The 13,375-nt window shown below is 42.1% G+C and carries 17 protein-coding genes, 2 tRNA genes and 2 pseudogenes; 17 read left to right on the forward strand and 4 right to left on the reverse strand.

Annotated elements, in window-relative coordinates; all coding sequences use genetic code 11:
• The first annotated feature begins 61 nt into the window (after positions 1–61).
• A tRNA-Arg gene (locus HZY94_RS03905) sits at positions 62–135 on the forward strand.
• Between the two features lie 278 nt (positions 136–413).
• Here the strand turns inward: HZY94_RS03905 and HZY94_RS03910 are convergent.
• The 3 genes and pseudogenes from HZY94_RS03910 to HZY94_RS10755 form a co-directional block, all read right to left on the reverse strand.
• Positions 414–1,580: a tyrosine-type recombinase/integrase gene (locus HZY94_RS03910; RefSeq protein ID WP_179925090.1), complete on the reverse strand. Its 1,167-nt coding sequence runs from the start codon at positions 1,578–1,580 to the stop codon at positions 414–416.
• A gap of 238 nt (positions 1,581–1,818) precedes the next feature.
• Positions 1,819–2,376, reverse strand: coding sequence for a S24 family peptidase (locus tag HZY94_RS03915; protein WP_228064550.1), 558 nt, complete (start codon positions 2,374–2,376; stop codon positions 1,819–1,821).
• 60 nt (positions 2,377–2,436) lie between these two features.
• Positions 2,437–2,631 (reverse strand): annotated as a pseudogene (locus tag HZY94_RS10755) (helix-turn-helix domain-containing protein); the annotation flags it as partial.
• A gap of 152 nt (positions 2,632–2,783) precedes the next feature.
• Here HZY94_RS10755 and HZY94_RS03920 point away from each other — a divergent pair.
• From HZY94_RS03920 to HZY94_RS03995, 16 genes are all read left to right on the forward strand, one after another.
• The gene (locus HZY94_RS03920; protein WP_160331975.1) at positions 2,784–3,002 is read left to right on the forward strand and encodes a helix-turn-helix domain-containing protein; all 219 of its coding nucleotides are present in this window, start codon (positions 2,784–2,786) and stop codon (positions 3,000–3,002) included.
• A 68-nt stretch (positions 3,003–3,070) separates the two neighbouring features.
• Positions 3,071–3,601 carry a Rha family transcriptional regulator gene (locus HZY94_RS03925; protein WP_160331976.1) on the forward strand — a complete coding sequence of 177 codons (531 nt, stop codon included), beginning with the start codon at positions 3,071–3,073 and terminating at the stop codon, positions 3,599–3,601.
• Positions 3,580–4,314, forward strand: coding sequence for a BRO-N domain-containing protein (locus HZY94_RS03930; RefSeq protein WP_202056261.1), 735 nt, complete (start codon positions 3,580–3,582; stop codon positions 4,312–4,314). The genes HZY94_RS03925 and HZY94_RS03930 overlap by 22 nt, the downstream gene beginning before the upstream one ends.
• A 181-nt stretch (positions 4,315–4,495) precedes the next feature.
• Positions 4,496–4,690, forward strand: coding sequence for a hypothetical protein (locus tag HZY94_RS03935; protein WP_160331977.1), 195 nt, complete (start codon positions 4,496–4,498; stop codon positions 4,688–4,690).
• Positions 4,691–4,700: 10 nt separating this feature from the next.
• Complete coding sequence (locus HZY94_RS03940) at positions 4,701–5,039, forward strand: DNA-binding protein (RefSeq protein ID WP_160331978.1); 339 nt, start codon at positions 4,701–4,703, stop codon at positions 5,037–5,039.
• Entirely contained in the window at positions 5,032–5,196 is a 165-nt protein-coding gene (locus tag HZY94_RS03945; protein WP_179925092.1) for a hypothetical protein, read from the forward strand. The genes HZY94_RS03940 and HZY94_RS03945 overlap by 8 nt, the downstream gene beginning before the upstream one ends.
• A gap of 11 nt (positions 5,197–5,207) precedes the next feature.
• Complete coding sequence (locus tag HZY94_RS03950) at positions 5,208–5,480, forward strand: hypothetical protein (RefSeq protein WP_160331980.1); 273 nt, start codon at positions 5,208–5,210, stop codon at positions 5,478–5,480.
• On the forward strand, positions 5,477–6,355 hold the full coding sequence (locus HZY94_RS03955) for a primase alpha helix C-terminal domain-containing protein (RefSeq protein WP_160331981.1): 879 nt from the start codon (positions 5,477–5,479) through the stop codon (positions 6,353–6,355). Before HZY94_RS03950 ends, HZY94_RS03955 begins: the two co-directional genes overlap by 4 nt.
• A complete protein-coding gene (locus tag HZY94_RS03960) occupies positions 6,356–7,876 on the forward strand; it encodes a DNA primase family protein (RefSeq protein WP_179925093.1) in 1,521 nt (506 codons plus the stop codon). It abuts the gene before it with no gap.
• A 347-nt stretch (positions 7,877–8,223) separates the two neighbouring features.
• Positions 8,224–8,448, forward strand: coding sequence for a hypothetical protein (locus tag HZY94_RS03965; RefSeq protein WP_160331983.1), 225 nt, complete (start codon positions 8,224–8,226; stop codon positions 8,446–8,448).
• On the forward strand, positions 8,439–8,621 hold the full coding sequence (locus tag HZY94_RS03970; protein WP_160331984.1) for a hypothetical protein: 183 nt from the start codon (positions 8,439–8,441) through the stop codon (positions 8,619–8,621). Before HZY94_RS03965 ends, HZY94_RS03970 begins: the two co-directional genes overlap by 10 nt.
• A 228-nt stretch (positions 8,622–8,849) precedes the next feature.
• Positions 8,850–9,338 carry a hypothetical protein gene (locus tag HZY94_RS03975; RefSeq protein WP_179925094.1) on the forward strand — a complete coding sequence of 163 codons (489 nt, stop codon included), beginning with the start codon at positions 8,850–8,852 and terminating at the stop codon, positions 9,336–9,338.
• Positions 9,339–9,347: 9 nt separating this feature from the next.
• Complete coding sequence (locus HZY94_RS03980) at positions 9,348–9,758, forward strand: DUF1492 domain-containing protein (protein WP_160331986.1); 411 nt, start codon at positions 9,348–9,350, stop codon at positions 9,756–9,758.
• Positions 9,759–10,746: 988 nt separating this feature from the next.
• On the forward strand, positions 10,747–12,066 hold the full coding sequence (locus HZY94_RS03985) for a GHKL domain-containing protein (protein WP_179925095.1): 1,320 nt from the start codon (positions 10,747–10,749) through the stop codon (positions 12,064–12,066).
• On the forward strand, positions 12,063–12,824 hold the full coding sequence (locus tag HZY94_RS03990; RefSeq protein WP_179925096.1) for a response regulator transcription factor: 762 nt from the start codon (positions 12,063–12,065) through the stop codon (positions 12,822–12,824). The genes HZY94_RS03985 and HZY94_RS03990 overlap by 4 nt, the downstream gene beginning before the upstream one ends.
• A 61-nt stretch (positions 12,825–12,885) precedes the next feature.
• Positions 12,886–12,957: transfer RNA gene (locus HZY94_RS03995), tRNA-Glu, on the forward strand.
• A 286-nt stretch (positions 12,958–13,243) separates the two neighbouring features.
• Here the strand turns inward: HZY94_RS03995 and HZY94_RS04000 are convergent.
• Positions 13,244–13,375: pseudogene (locus HZY94_RS04000) on the reverse strand (IS30 family transposase); the annotation flags it as partial.

Raw genomic sequence — 13,375 nt, forward strand, 5'->3', positions numbered from 1 at the left:
CAGTTGAGCTTCTTCGTGCTGCTTGCATTTGGAGGGTTTATTTGGTAGAATAAATCGTATTGGTCCCATAGCTCAGCCGGATAGAGCATTCGCCTTCTAAGCGAACGGTCGCAGGTTCGAATCCTGCTGGGATCATGTAGATAGAGTCTATAGGAGAATAGAGGACTGGTCTATAGCCAGTTCTTTTTTTGACGGCTCTTATGAAAACGTCTGCTTGTTTTTTCAGAAATGGTCGTGGACTGTTTCATTTCAGGCAGTTTTTGGTACATCTTGGGATTTGAATCCCTTTAGGAGGCTATTTTAAGATAAAATAGACAAAAAGTTTCAAGGATTACCAAGAAAGCCTGTAATAATGGGATTTATGACCTATCGAAAAATATTGACTTCTGAATTTATTCCCCAATTTGTTCCCCCTAGAGATTTTTCAGAGCTGTTTCAAAGTATGAGACGGCTTTTTTTGCGTTCTCTTTTGAGAGGTGGCTGTAGATGTCCATAGTCATTGATAGCTGGGAGTGTCCCAGTCGGTGCTGGAGTTCCTTGTAAGGGATCCCCGAGTTAAGCAGTAAGCTGGCGTGAGTATGTCGGAAGCAATGGAATCCAAGATAAGGAACGCGGGCTTTTTCGCAATGTACTTGAAGGCGATAGCGTAACCTCCGACTATGCGGGTAATCATTGATGAAATCAGAAAAGACCACAGTTTCAGTCCTTCCCAGTTTCCAAGCCTCTTGAGTTTGTTCTCGCTTGCAACTCTTTAGCATGGCCACAGTCTCTTGGCTTATATCTATATCCCTTTTACTTGATTGGGACTTAGGACTGTTTACCTCCTGTTTATGGTTCAACGTCTTAGTGATGTGTACCACCGATTGGGAAAGGTCAATATCTGACCAGTGGAGTGCCAGCGCTTCATTGATACGGCAACCAGTAGCCAGTAAGAACTTGTAGAGGGTGACCTCGTATCGATGGCGGTAGATGGTTTGGTCAAGGGTATCTAAATAATCAAGAAATTGTTTTAACTCCTGATTGTCAAAGTATTTTAGCTTTTGGTGATTGGCTTTCTGGGTATTTCTTGGCAGTATTACCTCCCTGGCTGGATTGTAGGGGAGTGCTTGCATGGTAACACCATACTGAAGAATCCGCTTATTGAGCGCGTGGATTTTGTCATAGTGAAGATATGCCCCTTGGTCTCCCCTATTGGTTTGCTCGGCCAGTTTGTTGATGATTGACTGAATCAATGGAGTGGTGAGCTTATCCAGTTTGTACTGACCGAACAAGGGGATAATATGACGGTTTAGGAGTGTCTTTATCCCATTTTGAGTATTGGGCTTGACTGTATGCTGGTAGCTGTCCCACCAAAGGTTGGCAAGTTCTTGATAAGTGGTAATGCTGGTAGATTTGATCCGAGTAGTACCGTTTTTCTGAAAGTCTACAATAGTCTTCCGAGCCTTTGCCTTGACCTCTTTCTTGGTTCTGCCCGTGATGGTGGTTTTGACTTTCTTTCCTGTCACCTTGTCAGTTCCAAGGTAGATGTTAGCCCTGTAGACGGTTGAGCCGTCCTTTTTTGTAATCTGTTTGATATTCATGATAAACCTCTTTCTAAATTCATCAGTAGGCAAGCGATAAAGTTTTTTAGGTTTGAATCATGAATGGAGCGCACGCGCCCCGGATTAGATTTTGTCAGAGTGTTTGGAAAGAGTGAGTCCGTAGAATGTGGGGTCACGTTTTGTCACCTCATAGGGTGAGGTAAGGGTTAGGTATCGTGAGTTCTTCTCTTGGTTCGTTTTGGAACTTCTCGGCGTTCGGCATGTAAACAAAAAAAAGCTAGATGACCCTATCACTCCCGATAACTGAAAAGATTTTGATGTGAGTATCTTCAGTAGGTGGGAAGTCAATCACGATGTCAGAGTATTTAGGGTTGATGGAGACCAGGCGGAGCGCGTGGGGTTCGGTGTAGACACGTTTCAAGTACGTTTTATCATTGACCACGACAGCGCAGACTTGGCCTGAATAGTTAGAAATCCCCTTATCTATTAAGTAGACCACGTCCCCATCATGGTAGTTAGGTAGCATACTATCACCGTCAACGATTGAAGCGATGTCGTGCCTCGGTGGTTCGTTGGTGACTTGTACGGTGGTTTTGTCGTCGTCATCATAGCTAAAACCAAGGCCAGCAGCTAGACTTGATACTGTTTCCACGTCATAAGTGATACCTAGTTCTTCTACAGCCGTTTCTTGTTCTTCTAGGAGACTATGGCCATACTGTACCCACTTTTGGCGATTATCGGCTGTTAGTTTTTGGTCAAGCTGGTTTAGGTCGGAAGGAGTGGGGGATGAGGTTGAGGTATTTGAAAAAGTTCCGACTTGGCCACTTAGTTTCATCACCTCGTGTGGGATATTGTCTACAAATCTTGGGTCAAGTTGTGATTTTCTGATATTTAAAAAGTCGGCCATCTTTTGTAAGTTTCCCGCAGTCGGTAACGATGTTCCTTTTACATAACCGGTTATAGTACTTTTGGGAATCCCAGTAGAGTTGTGGAGGTCTATTTGGCGGACTCCTCTAGCAGACATATATTTATTTAGATTGTGTGAAAATAATTTCCTGTTTAGTAGGTCTTGAGGGCTAGATTTTGCCATATTATTTCCCTGCTTTCATTGTCTCTTATAGAATAATTGTAACACTAAAATAGAAAAAATACGAGTATTTCAGAATTTTTTTAAAAAAGTTTGACAAAGTACGAAAATAATAGCACTATCTTTCTATCACTTTTGAAAGGAAATTAGAAAAAATGCAACAATGGACACTAAAGGCTTGCCGTATAAATGCTGGATATACGTTGAGACAAGTTGCCGAAAAGGTAGGAAAAAGTTTTCAAACTATATCCAAGTACGAAAAAGATAGTACTGAAATTCCTTTAAGTCTACTAAAAGATTTAGCAAAACTTTATAACATGAAAATAGATGATATTTTTTTGGGAGATAGTACGAAAAAATCCGAACAGAGGTAGAGTCTCAGAGAGATTGAACCGACCATCACTATTGATGACTTATTTTTCAGTTAGAAAGGATCAACACCATGAACCTAGTCTATTTAGACGGCAAGAAAGAGCCGTACACAACTCACGAAATCGTGGCAGAACATGCTGAAATCGATAGTATTTCAGTTAGAAAGCTGATTGATAAACACAGAAAGCGATTGGAAGCCTTTGGGGTTTTGTCATTTGAAATCCATAAACCTGAAAAAGGTTCTTTAGGTGGGAGGCCTAGAAAAATCTATCACCTAAACGAACAACAAGCGACCTTACTTGTTACCTACCTGGGAAATTCTCTCCCCGTGGTTGAATTTAAGACAAACCTAGTCCGTGCCTTCTTTGAAATGCGGGACGAGTTGGCCAAGTTTCAATTACAACGACAACTTGAAGCACCGAAACGCAAAGCCTTACATAGTGCCATAGCAAGATGGGAACACGCTCCCAAGCATGCCCATTCTACAATGGTCAACCTGCTTTTGAAGGGAACCACAGGCTTGAATAAGAAGCAACTGACTGAAGCGCGTGGGGGAACTACAGCAAACTCATTGACGAGTTGCGAACTATCCACGGCTTGAACCTGGTTGCTATTGGCCAACGTATCGGTACAGATCCGAGGACGGTAGGCAAATGGCAAGCAGGTAAGCATAAACCGAATAAAGATAGTCGCAAGAAGATAAATGCCTTATATAGAGAAGTGAGGAAAGACATGACAACACAGAATACAGTGAATCCATTTGAAGATTTTTTCGATTGGTCAAAAGAAGTTAGTAAGAAACCAGTTGCTGAAGTTATTACAGTTCAACAATTCGGGGAACACTCTTTTGAAATTTATGGAGACAAAGATAATCCGCTTTTTATTGCCGTTGAAGTCGCTAAAATGATTGAGGTACAAAACACAACGGACTTATTAAAGAGGGTTGATGAAGATGAAAAGCTGACCTATGTAGTATCTAGGGCAGGACAAAAACGAGAAGTGAACATGTTGACAGAATTCGGCTTATATGAAGTTCTATTCCAGTCACGCAAACCAAAAGCGAAAGAATTCAAAAGGGTTGTCAAACAAATCCTGAAAGAAATCCGTCAGCAGGGTTACTACATGCAGGGCGAGCTGGTAGAACCAACAACAGCACCCACAGAAGAAGAAGCAGAACGCTACTACATTGACGCACTGACAAAGCTTATTTTGGAGGCCACAGACCTAAGCGAGAAAGAGCGTCTAAATCAACGCCTGGGGCTTTTCTTAAAGAATCGTAACTACTACAGCAAGCGAATCGAAACGAGTCACTAAGCGCGTGAGAACACAAAAAAAAGACCTAACGGATACCAGCCGTTAAGTCTGACGGAACAAACCAAAACCAACCATCAGTAGGCATGCGATAGAGGTTTTTAAGTTTATCATGAATATTTTAATTATATCATAAATTAGGGCGAGAAGCTATGAACGTAATGAATATTATGGGGAGGGAAGCATGAACGAATTATATTTATCAATCCATGACCAACTGTTGACCTTGCTTGTTTTGTTCCTTCTGCTGGGGCTTACGGTATTCCACCGAAAGCCAAAGATTGAGACCACAGAGGAAACACGCGCCACAAAGCAAGAAACAGAACTAACCCCAGACTATGGCCGATATATTTGGTTAGCTGGTCGGTACTACAATTAGGAGGCAGAAGATGACAGATTTAGAAGTAAGGCTACTTAGGCTTATTCCAGTAGGGAGTCAGAGGCCTATCAATACGAAGGAGCTTGCTAAACTCCTAGGAATCAATGAGCGGACAGCACGGGATATTATTAGCCGTTTGATTGTTCGCTACCGCGTCCCAATTGTGGCCAACCGTGGGGGCAATAGCGGGCATTATATCCCAGTTGATGATGGGGAGCGTTTGGCGGGAATCCGTGAGCTACAAGCCCAGCATAAGGCAGAGGGTGAACGCTTGAATACACTTATTATGGCCGACCTAAAGCAACATGAAAAAGTGTTGGCAGAGTTTGAGGAGAAAGAACATGAATAAGATTGATTTAGAAGATATTAGGGTAAAACTTTCCAACTTGGTGACTATATCCGATAGTACTCTAGCTTGTGATGACCGTAATTTGACCTATGCGACACTATCTACTGTTACCGACGTCTTAGACACGATTGTCAGAGCGATTGATGAAGTAGTTTAGGAGGAAAGACCATGAATCTATTAAGCCAAGAGGTTGAAACAGCTTTGAAGTTGGAACTATTGACCATGGTTAAGAAATTTCTGGAATCCTATGAGAGAAAAAGGAATCGCAAGACGGGGCTTATTTCTCAAAAAGAATTAATGGAGGAGCTTGAGATCAGTTATCAAACTTTGACAAGGTGGGAAAAAGCTGGCTTGAAACGCTACCAACCACCGCTTGAGGATACCCGAACAGTATTCTACAGAGAGTCCGATATATTGATGTTTTTAGGAGCTGAAAGATGATTTATACAAGTATTGGAGTACAAAACAGACGACTGACCCCAGTAGCTCCTGATATGAGTTCATGGGACTACTTGGTCGCCTTAGAGCCTGTACCTGTCCCACCTACAGCAGGATTGGGGCAATGGAAGAAGAGCCAAGCCCCGTACTGTATCGCTGGAACAGTTGAAGCTGAACCAGACGGGAGTTACAAACGGAGTAATAAAACACTCGTGGCGCGTGATTTGATTTTTCTTGATTATGACGAACTAGAGAATCAAGATGATTTTTTCGAAGCAGTCAAAGAAGTTTTGAGCGACTACACTTTCTTGATCTATCCAACCATCTCATATAGCTTAGAAAAGCCAAAGTACAGGTTAGTAGTCAAGCCAAGCGAGGAAATGGATGAAGTTAGTTATAAAGCTACTGTTAGGGAGATAGGGGACAGAATCGGCCTACCTTACGACGGGGCTTCTCTAACGTGGTCGCAGCTACAAGGTTTACCCGTGAAGACACAAGCAATGGCTGGGGCTATCCGTTTTCAGAATCTGGGGCAGGACTACCCCGTGCAGAAAGTTGAAAAGACTGACTCGGTTGGCGGTTCTTCTCCTAGAAGTTCGGGAGGTATTTCAACGGCTTACAGCGGGGACTCACTTACAATGCGGGTTGTTAAAACTCTCCTGAATGGTCTAGGAGACGAGGGAGGGCGAAATGTTGCGCTGACTCGATTTGTGGGACTTCTATACTCGAAGTATGTTCGGTGCGATGTGGCCACAGCGTATGAGTTGGCAAAAATTGCCAATAGTGTGACGACTGACCCGTTACCGATTGAAGAAGTTGACAGGACTTTTAAAAGTATCACAGAACGAGAAATCGAAAAAAGGAGACTAGGGCTATAGATGAATATTGAAGAATTAACCCAAAGCATGAATCAGGCGGAAGCTGAATATGATTTTAATGAGATTGAGAGCATGGCGGATTTGTACCGCAGAATCAAGCAAGCTGGGGAGCTTTGGAGAATAGAACATACCGAAATAAAGATTATTTCAAAAGGACCGAGAAAGGGGGAAACTGAAACAAAAATCCCGATACCCTCCCCTGTTGATGTTGCAGAGAATTTGAACAAGCTATGCCATTTTACTTTCATTGGTCGGGGTGGGATTTCTGATAGCAGCCCCGTGTATACATTCGATTGGGATAGTGGGGTATACACTCATAGTCGGGATTTATTGTGGCGATTGTGTCGGGCTTTTGATGGTCGTTTGAAGTCGGCACACTACAAAGAAGTTGAAATGCAACTAAGAACCATGATAAAGATGAAGCGACCTCTAGAAGATAGAAATCTTATCCCGGTCAATAATGGAATCTTTAATCTCAAAGACAAGACTTTCAGACCACACGCGCCCCAGTTCATTATCACCAGCAAGATTAAGACTAGTTATAACCCAGGGGCTGAAAAGCCGATCCTCGGGGGCTGGTTTGATTTTGATGAATGGCTGGACGGTATCGCAGTAGGTGATGAAGATGTAGTGACTCTCCTTTGGCAGATCATGAATGAAGCTATCAATCCCAACTATACAAGGGGGAAAATTGTTCTCCTTCTAGGAGATGGGAACAACGGAAAAGGGACTTATCAAGATTTACTAAAGAATTTGATAGGCCAAGAGAATGTAGCTGCCTTGCGGCCTGACCAGTTTGAAGGGCATAAGCCTGAAATGTTGCTCGGTAAAGTTTGTAATATCGGTGATGATATTAGTAACAAGTATCTTGATGAAGTTTCTGACTTGATGAGTATAGCGACAGGGGACACCGTGATGATCAATCCCAAGCATGAAAAACCTGTAGAACTAACCACGAAGCCTTTGTGTCTTTTCTCGGCCAATGCGTTGCCTAACAGTCGAAACAAGTCCCAAGGTTGGTATAGGCGTTTATGTATCGTTCCTTTTAACGCTGATTTTAACGGACAGAAGGAGCGCCCAGAAATCAAGCAAGTATTTTTAAAAGACAGGGAGCTTTTAGAGTGGGTTCTGTTTAAGATTTTGAACATGGAGAACTTTAAGAAATTCATTGAGCCAGAAGTGACCAAGACGACGCTTGAGGAATACAAGTCAGATAATGACTATATCCTTGGTTTCGTGAAAAACAGGTACGTTCCTAACGGTTGGGATGGACTAACTCATGTACCTACAGCATTTTTAAAAAGAGAGCTGTCAGAGTATGCCCATGACGAGGGAATCAGCAACCCACAGCTTTACGGAGCGGGTAAGCGAGTTGTAGCTGTTTTGAATAAAGAGACAGAGGGAAGGTATGAAATAAAGTCGGGGCGGGTAGTTTTTGGTGATGAAAAAATCTTAGATCCGTTTGGTTTTTTTCAAAAAGACCTAGCAGGGTCACGGAGGGGAATCAGTAAAATCAGATAAAAGGTTTGTGCCCTTGTTTGAAATAGCCAAAACCCTTGATAATACTAGCTGTTTAGGTGGTTTGTGCCTTTGTTGTGACTTTCTTTTTTAAGAATGGCACAACGAAAACCATTGGTGTTGCTGGGTTTGTTGCTATTATGTGACCTTGTGACGTTCTTTTTCTATTATGGATAAAATAAAATAAATAATAATTATTATCTATTTAAAATATATATAATGTCCGAGAAAAACGGCACTGGCACACAACGTGGCTAAACCCTTACAGCCCCAAGGGTTTGAGCGTGTTCCCTTTCTAGGGCACAAAAGGTCACAAAATCTATTTTTTAACATAAATTAGGAGGAGACACATGAAAGAAATTGTAAATATTGAAGAAATGATGGTATTCATCATGAAATTATTGGTCAGCGGTGCCGTGGTTATGTTGGAAGATGGTGGAATTTCCCATGTACCTAGACCCAAAAATGACGCTTTGGTTATTGAGTTTGAAGATGGAGAACCGACCGGGTGCATGAGAGCGGAAAAGGTTGAGGAATTTTATGAGGTTAAGAAAGGGGTGTTGAGATGTTTATAAAAACCGAAAAAGGACTAGTCAATATTGATCAGATTAAAATGATGAGATTTCCTTATGATGAGGATGAACACCAAGGAATGCTTTTGGTATTAAAAAATGACCGAGTCGTGATGACGGAAATACTTTACCCCGATTTAGTGGAAAAAATGGAGAAATTAGGGGTATTGATTTAAGAAGGAGGAAGAAAAATGCAAATCGGAAACAATAACATGGTGGGAATAGATAGTTACAACGATCAATGCTTACGCCTAACGTGTTGAAGCTGATGAAAGTCTTGGATCATGACGGAATTTATACGGAGTTCCTGGAGAATGTTGAAGTCTAAACAATAAAAAACGAGGGTAGCCCAAAAGTGGGTTGCCTTTTTGCCTACATAGTTGGGCATTTGGAGGTATATAGTGATGATGAAGTTAACCATAGAACAATTTGTCGGTATGATGGACAGCTCACGCGCAAAAGGTATGTCAGAGGGTGAGCCTTTTGAAATTGATTTAGAAGCTGAATCATTGTACTTGGGTAGTCAGTACATACCGCTGGAGTCACGACCAGCTAACTATGGCGGTAAGCAATGGTATTTTATTTGCCCCGATTGTGATACACGCCGACGGGTATTATATGGAGTTGTAGGCTTTATGGCTTGCGGTGAGTGTCAAGGAATCTATAAGCAGACACGGAACAGAACCAAAACAGATTGTGGGTATTGGTGGGATATGGCACTAAAGGAAATCCGAAAGCTAGATCCAAATTTTAAACCGCCAAAAGGTTACGTAGATTATGATGACTTTCCAAAGCGCCCAAAGTGGATGAGATGGCCTGATTATCTGAAGCGCTGGAGGAAGTTCCATAAGTACATGGATAAAGCCCACACCTTATGGCTTAAAGGGTGGTAGAATATTGCAATGACAGATATTAAGAAACGATTGAACAGACTGAAGAAAATACCTGAACGCTTGCAAGAAATCAAAAGGGAAATCGAATACTTGGAGAGTAACCCGATAGCTTCCCAGCAGTTTGAGAATCAGCCACGGAACAATAGCAACAGGAATACCACCGAGGATAGAACTATCAATACCATTGACAGGTTGTCCGAGTTGAAAGTGGAGTTTAAAGCTTGTCTTGACGAGCAGAAAGAGATGGCCCAGGGCATTGAATCCTTGTCTGACCCGTTAGACAATATGGTTATCAGGTTGTTCTACATCGATGGCAATAGCTGGGACGAGGTAGCTAGGAGTTTACGGGTCAGCAAAGCCACTATACAACGGGCTAGGACAAGAGCCATGGAGGAGTTGGAGGAGTTGCTGGGTGGGTGATATTACTAGAAAATACGAGAATAAAATCTGATATAGATGAACAGGAAACCAATACAAACTAGTAACGTCCATTTTTGGACACAACTTAAAACATTTCAACATGCTCAAATTTGAGTGGGTTCAGAGAAGGAATATGATCAAGTAAGAAGCGAAGCCTTGCATGAGTTCACTTATGGTTATCTAGGCGGTTGCTTGATGGAGTTGGTAGCTGGTACATAATCGATTTTTTGGGAACGGTCACAGTAGGAAACAGTAGGGGAGCTGACCCTGTAAAACACAGACTTAGGTTAGACTAGTCCCCCATGTCGAAAAAATCGGGATTTAATTTTAATTCCGCCACCGGTGGTGGGGTCGATTACGGAGATATTTGCATTTCTCGCGTACGACCCCCCCTCCCCCCTGTCGTTTTCTTGTCATTGCTGACTTCTGACTGATTTGGGGATTCCTTTTTGGTGCATTTTAGGCTGTTTTTTAAAAGAATACCGCTCAGAATAGCAAAAATTTCAACGAGACCGCCCCTATTTTGAACCCTAGTAATGTCGGTGGTGATTTATACCTTGAATCCTTAAAAGCTCCCAGGGGGAAAATACGGGGCTATTGTGGTTATCAACTATTAGTTGACTGTTTCCATTTTTGGCAGAGCACGCGCAGATTGAAAGCAGGTAATCCAGTAGCTCCCTTATAGGCTGAAAAATGTCAAGTTTTATCAAGTTGTATATTTTAGTAGCTATGTGGGTATTTGCTCGCTGGCAACGGTGTAGGCCTATCCCTTAGCAGACCAACAAAAAAGCGAAGTCGTTTTGACCTCGCCAGCTTGCCTACTGAACTCGTAAAAAATTTGTTCCCCTTTTTGTTCTCCTTTGGTGGTAGTCTATGGGGGTGTATGGAATATCTAAACCCCTAAAAGTGTTGATTTGGTGGTTTTTGTTGGCTGTATGGCGGAATAATAATAATTAGTATTTGCTTTAAGATATAGTATACAGTTGCTATGGAAGTTCATTTGTTTTTAGGACAGGAGAGTCCGTTTCATCTGCTTTTATTGCTGATCCGTTCTGGGAGCCTGGGCTGGCTCTTTTTTAGTCTATTGGGAAATCGTTTAAAAATGCCTTTCTTTAGTGGTTTTTGTCTGTATGAGCTGCTGTTGATAGGATTTGGCATCCTCTACTCTCCCCTTTTTTACCTGTTTCTTCTGGTGGAGCCTTTTTTCTTGTCTTGGTTTTTCTATCGAAATACCTATGAGAGTCTTTCTTTCTCGGCTTATTCGGTCGGGATCCTCTACCTCGGTTTTGACTTACTGCGCGGCTTTTTTCTTTTTGGCCTGTATGCGATTGTGGATCACCGGGTGTTTGTGGATTTTCATGTGCTCCTGTATGGTGTGGTTGTAGGCTTATCTACCTATACTCTCTGTCTCTGCTTTCACTATGTTCATCGCTATTTGGTCTTGCTGGACGAACCGCGTTTTCATAAGCAGGTGCGAACTTCCTTTTTTGCCTTTATTCTGATTCACTTGTTGCTAACCCTGTCGCAAATGTGTATCTGTTCCTTTTTATCCCTTGGTTGCTTTAGCTTTTTGCGAACGGCTTCGCTTTATGGTTTTGTTTTTGTGATTTTACGGTTGCGCTTGTCCATTCTTTCTTTTGAAAAAGAGGAAAGGGAAGGGCGGCTCCCCATGGCTAAGCTGTGTAAAAAGTTAGGTTGCCTGTATCAGGATTTAAGGGGATTTCGGCATGATTTTGCGGGCATGTTGGTCAGCTTTACGATGGCGATTGAAAGTCGGGATTGGGAATTGATTGAAAAATTGCATCGAGAAGTATTATTGGAGGCCAATAAGAGCTTGTCCTCTCATGAATATTCCTATTTTGATTTGTGCCTGTTGGAGGATAAGACCATTCGGAGTTTAATCTTTTACTATCTCGGACAAGCCCAGGAAACAGGGGTGGAATTTTCTTTAGAAATTCGTGAAAAGGTCCCAGCCTTGAATGTGCATCAGCTGGCCTTGGTTCGTTTGCTGACAATTTTACTGACCAATGCAGTTGAAGCCGCTCAAGCATCTGCAGATAAGGAGATTGCGCTAGCGATTTTTCCAACTGAACACGGGGTGGAATTGATTTTGGAAAATAGTCGACCAGCTGGTGATTTAGAGGTTCAAAAGATTTATCAAGCAGATTGGTCAACCAAGGGACCTGGTAGAGGGACCGGGCTATTTACGGTAAAGCGGATTCTCAATCATGAGACAGCCATGTTATTGGATACAGACTTTGATGAGCATCGCTTTACACAACACCTAACGATAAGGAGTCACTCATGAAAGTACTGATTTTAGAGGACCAGCTTCACCATCAAATCCGCTTGGAAGGAGCCTTGCAGGAATTAGGAGAAGAGTTGCAGCAAAAGCTGGAAATTCGAACTACGGGAAAACTAGAGGAATTTATGGCTTACCACGCGCAGGCAGAAGTTCACCAACTTTATTTTCTGGATATTGAGATTCAGAATCGGGAGCGAACGGGTTTGGAAGTGGCGCGTGAAATTCGAAAAAATAATCCCTTTGCGATTATTGTGTTTACCAGTTCCCATTCTGAATTCGCCCTCCTAACCTTCCGTTACCAGGTGGCCGCTTTGGATTTTATTCCCAAGGATTTGGCAGACGATCTTTTTCGTCTCAGATTACGAGAAGTCCTGGAATATAGCCGTTCGCATTTTGTGGATTTGGACAGCCAAGGAGACTATTTTGATTTTTGTGCCAAAGGCGAACGTCTGCAGATTCCTTTTCAGGATATTTTCTATATTGAAACAGCACCAAATTCCCACAAACTACGCATGGTCGGCAAAAATTTTATCAAGGAATTTCCAGGAACCCTACAAGAGCTAAGTGATTTAAAGGACCCCAAAGGACAAGACCGCTTTTTCCGCCCTCACAAGTCCTATCTAGCTAATATTCAAAATATCCGGGGCTGGGATCGACGAAATAGACTAGTTTTATTTCCAGAACAGATCAGCTGTCCCTTGTCTCGTCTACGTTTTTCAGCCATGAAAGAATTATTAGCTGAAAAAAATGAAATTTTTTGAAAAAAAGACTTGCATTCTAAAATACGAACTGCTATAATTATTCTTGTCCTTGAGATGAGATGGTCCGTTGGTCAAGGGGTTAAGACACCGCCTTTTCACGGCGGTAACACGGGTTCGAATCCCGTACGGACTATAGGTGAGTCGGAATTTCTCCGGCTCTTTTCTTTTTCAAAAAGTATAGTAAAAGGACGGGCAAAAACGAGTTTCAAATAAAAACCGGCTCTATAATTTCTATAGTGGGTAACGACCCCAAATAGAGATTATGGGGTCTTTTTAGGTACCAAAAAAAGTCCCACATGACCTATAATGAATAGTGACCAAACCAACATTAGGAGAATCATATGGAACTTATTCATAATACCACAGAATTACAGACAGAAATATCAAAATCACCTTTTACGCTAAATTTCAAGTTGAAATTAGCCACCACTAAGAAATTCCTTTGGTGACTTGTAGTCCAAACATTTTTTAGGATAATTGTTTATCCAATTTTCAATAAAAGCGACTTCTTTGGGAGTTGTTTCTTTGGTCCCTTTTGGTAACCACCTGCG

The organism is Streptococcus danieliae, assembly GCF_013415245.1.
GTDB classification, from domain to species: Bacteria; Bacillota; Bacilli; order Lactobacillales; family Streptococcaceae; genus Streptococcus; species Streptococcus danieliae_A.

Bases quoted from the DNA above. Each gene is read 5' to 3' on its own strand.
- HZY94_RS03910 (WP_179925090.1), bottom strand. From the start codon at position 1,580: ATGAATATCAAACAGATTACAAAAAAGGACGGCTCAACCGTCTACAGG.
- HZY94_RS03915 (WP_228064550.1), bottom strand. From the start codon at position 2,376: ATGAAACTAAGTGGCCAAGTCGGAACTTTTTCAAATACCTCAACCTCA.
- HZY94_RS03920 (WP_160331975.1), top strand. From the start codon at position 2,784: ATGCAACAATGGACACTAAAGGCTTGCCGTATAAATGCTGGATATACG.
- HZY94_RS03925 (WP_160331976.1), top strand. From the start codon at position 3,071: ATGAACCTAGTCTATTTAGACGGCAAGAAAGAGCCGTACACAACTCAC.
- HZY94_RS03935 (WP_160331977.1), top strand. From the start codon at position 4,496: ATGAACGAATTATATTTATCAATCCATGACCAACTGTTGACCTTGCTT.
- HZY94_RS03940 (WP_160331978.1), top strand. From the start codon at position 4,701: ATGACAGATTTAGAAGTAAGGCTACTTAGGCTTATTCCAGTAGGGAGT.
- HZY94_RS03945 (WP_179925092.1), top strand. From the start codon at position 5,032: ATGAATAAGATTGATTTAGAAGATATTAGGGTAAAACTTTCCAACTTG.
- HZY94_RS03950 (WP_160331980.1), top strand. From the start codon at position 5,208: ATGAATCTATTAAGCCAAGAGGTTGAAACAGCTTTGAAGTTGGAACTA.
- HZY94_RS03955 (WP_160331981.1), top strand. From the start codon at position 5,477: ATGATTTATACAAGTATTGGAGTACAAAACAGACGACTGACCCCAGTA.
- HZY94_RS03960 (WP_179925093.1), top strand. From the start codon at position 6,356: ATGAATATTGAAGAATTAACCCAAAGCATGAATCAGGCGGAAGCTGAA.
- HZY94_RS03965 (WP_160331983.1), top strand. From the start codon at position 8,224: ATGAAAGAAATTGTAAATATTGAAGAAATGATGGTATTCATCATGAAA.
- HZY94_RS03970 (WP_160331984.1), top strand. From the start codon at position 8,439: ATGTTTATAAAAACCGAAAAAGGACTAGTCAATATTGATCAGATTAAA.
- HZY94_RS03975 (WP_179925094.1), top strand. From the start codon at position 8,850: ATGATGAAGTTAACCATAGAACAATTTGTCGGTATGATGGACAGCTCA.
- HZY94_RS03980 (WP_160331986.1), top strand. From the start codon at position 9,348: ATGACAGATATTAAGAAACGATTGAACAGACTGAAGAAAATACCTGAA.
- HZY94_RS03985 (WP_179925095.1), top strand. From the start codon at position 10,747: ATGGAAGTTCATTTGTTTTTAGGACAGGAGAGTCCGTTTCATCTGCTT.
- HZY94_RS03990 (WP_179925096.1), top strand. From the start codon at position 12,063: ATGAAAGTACTGATTTTAGAGGACCAGCTTCACCATCAAATCCGCTTG.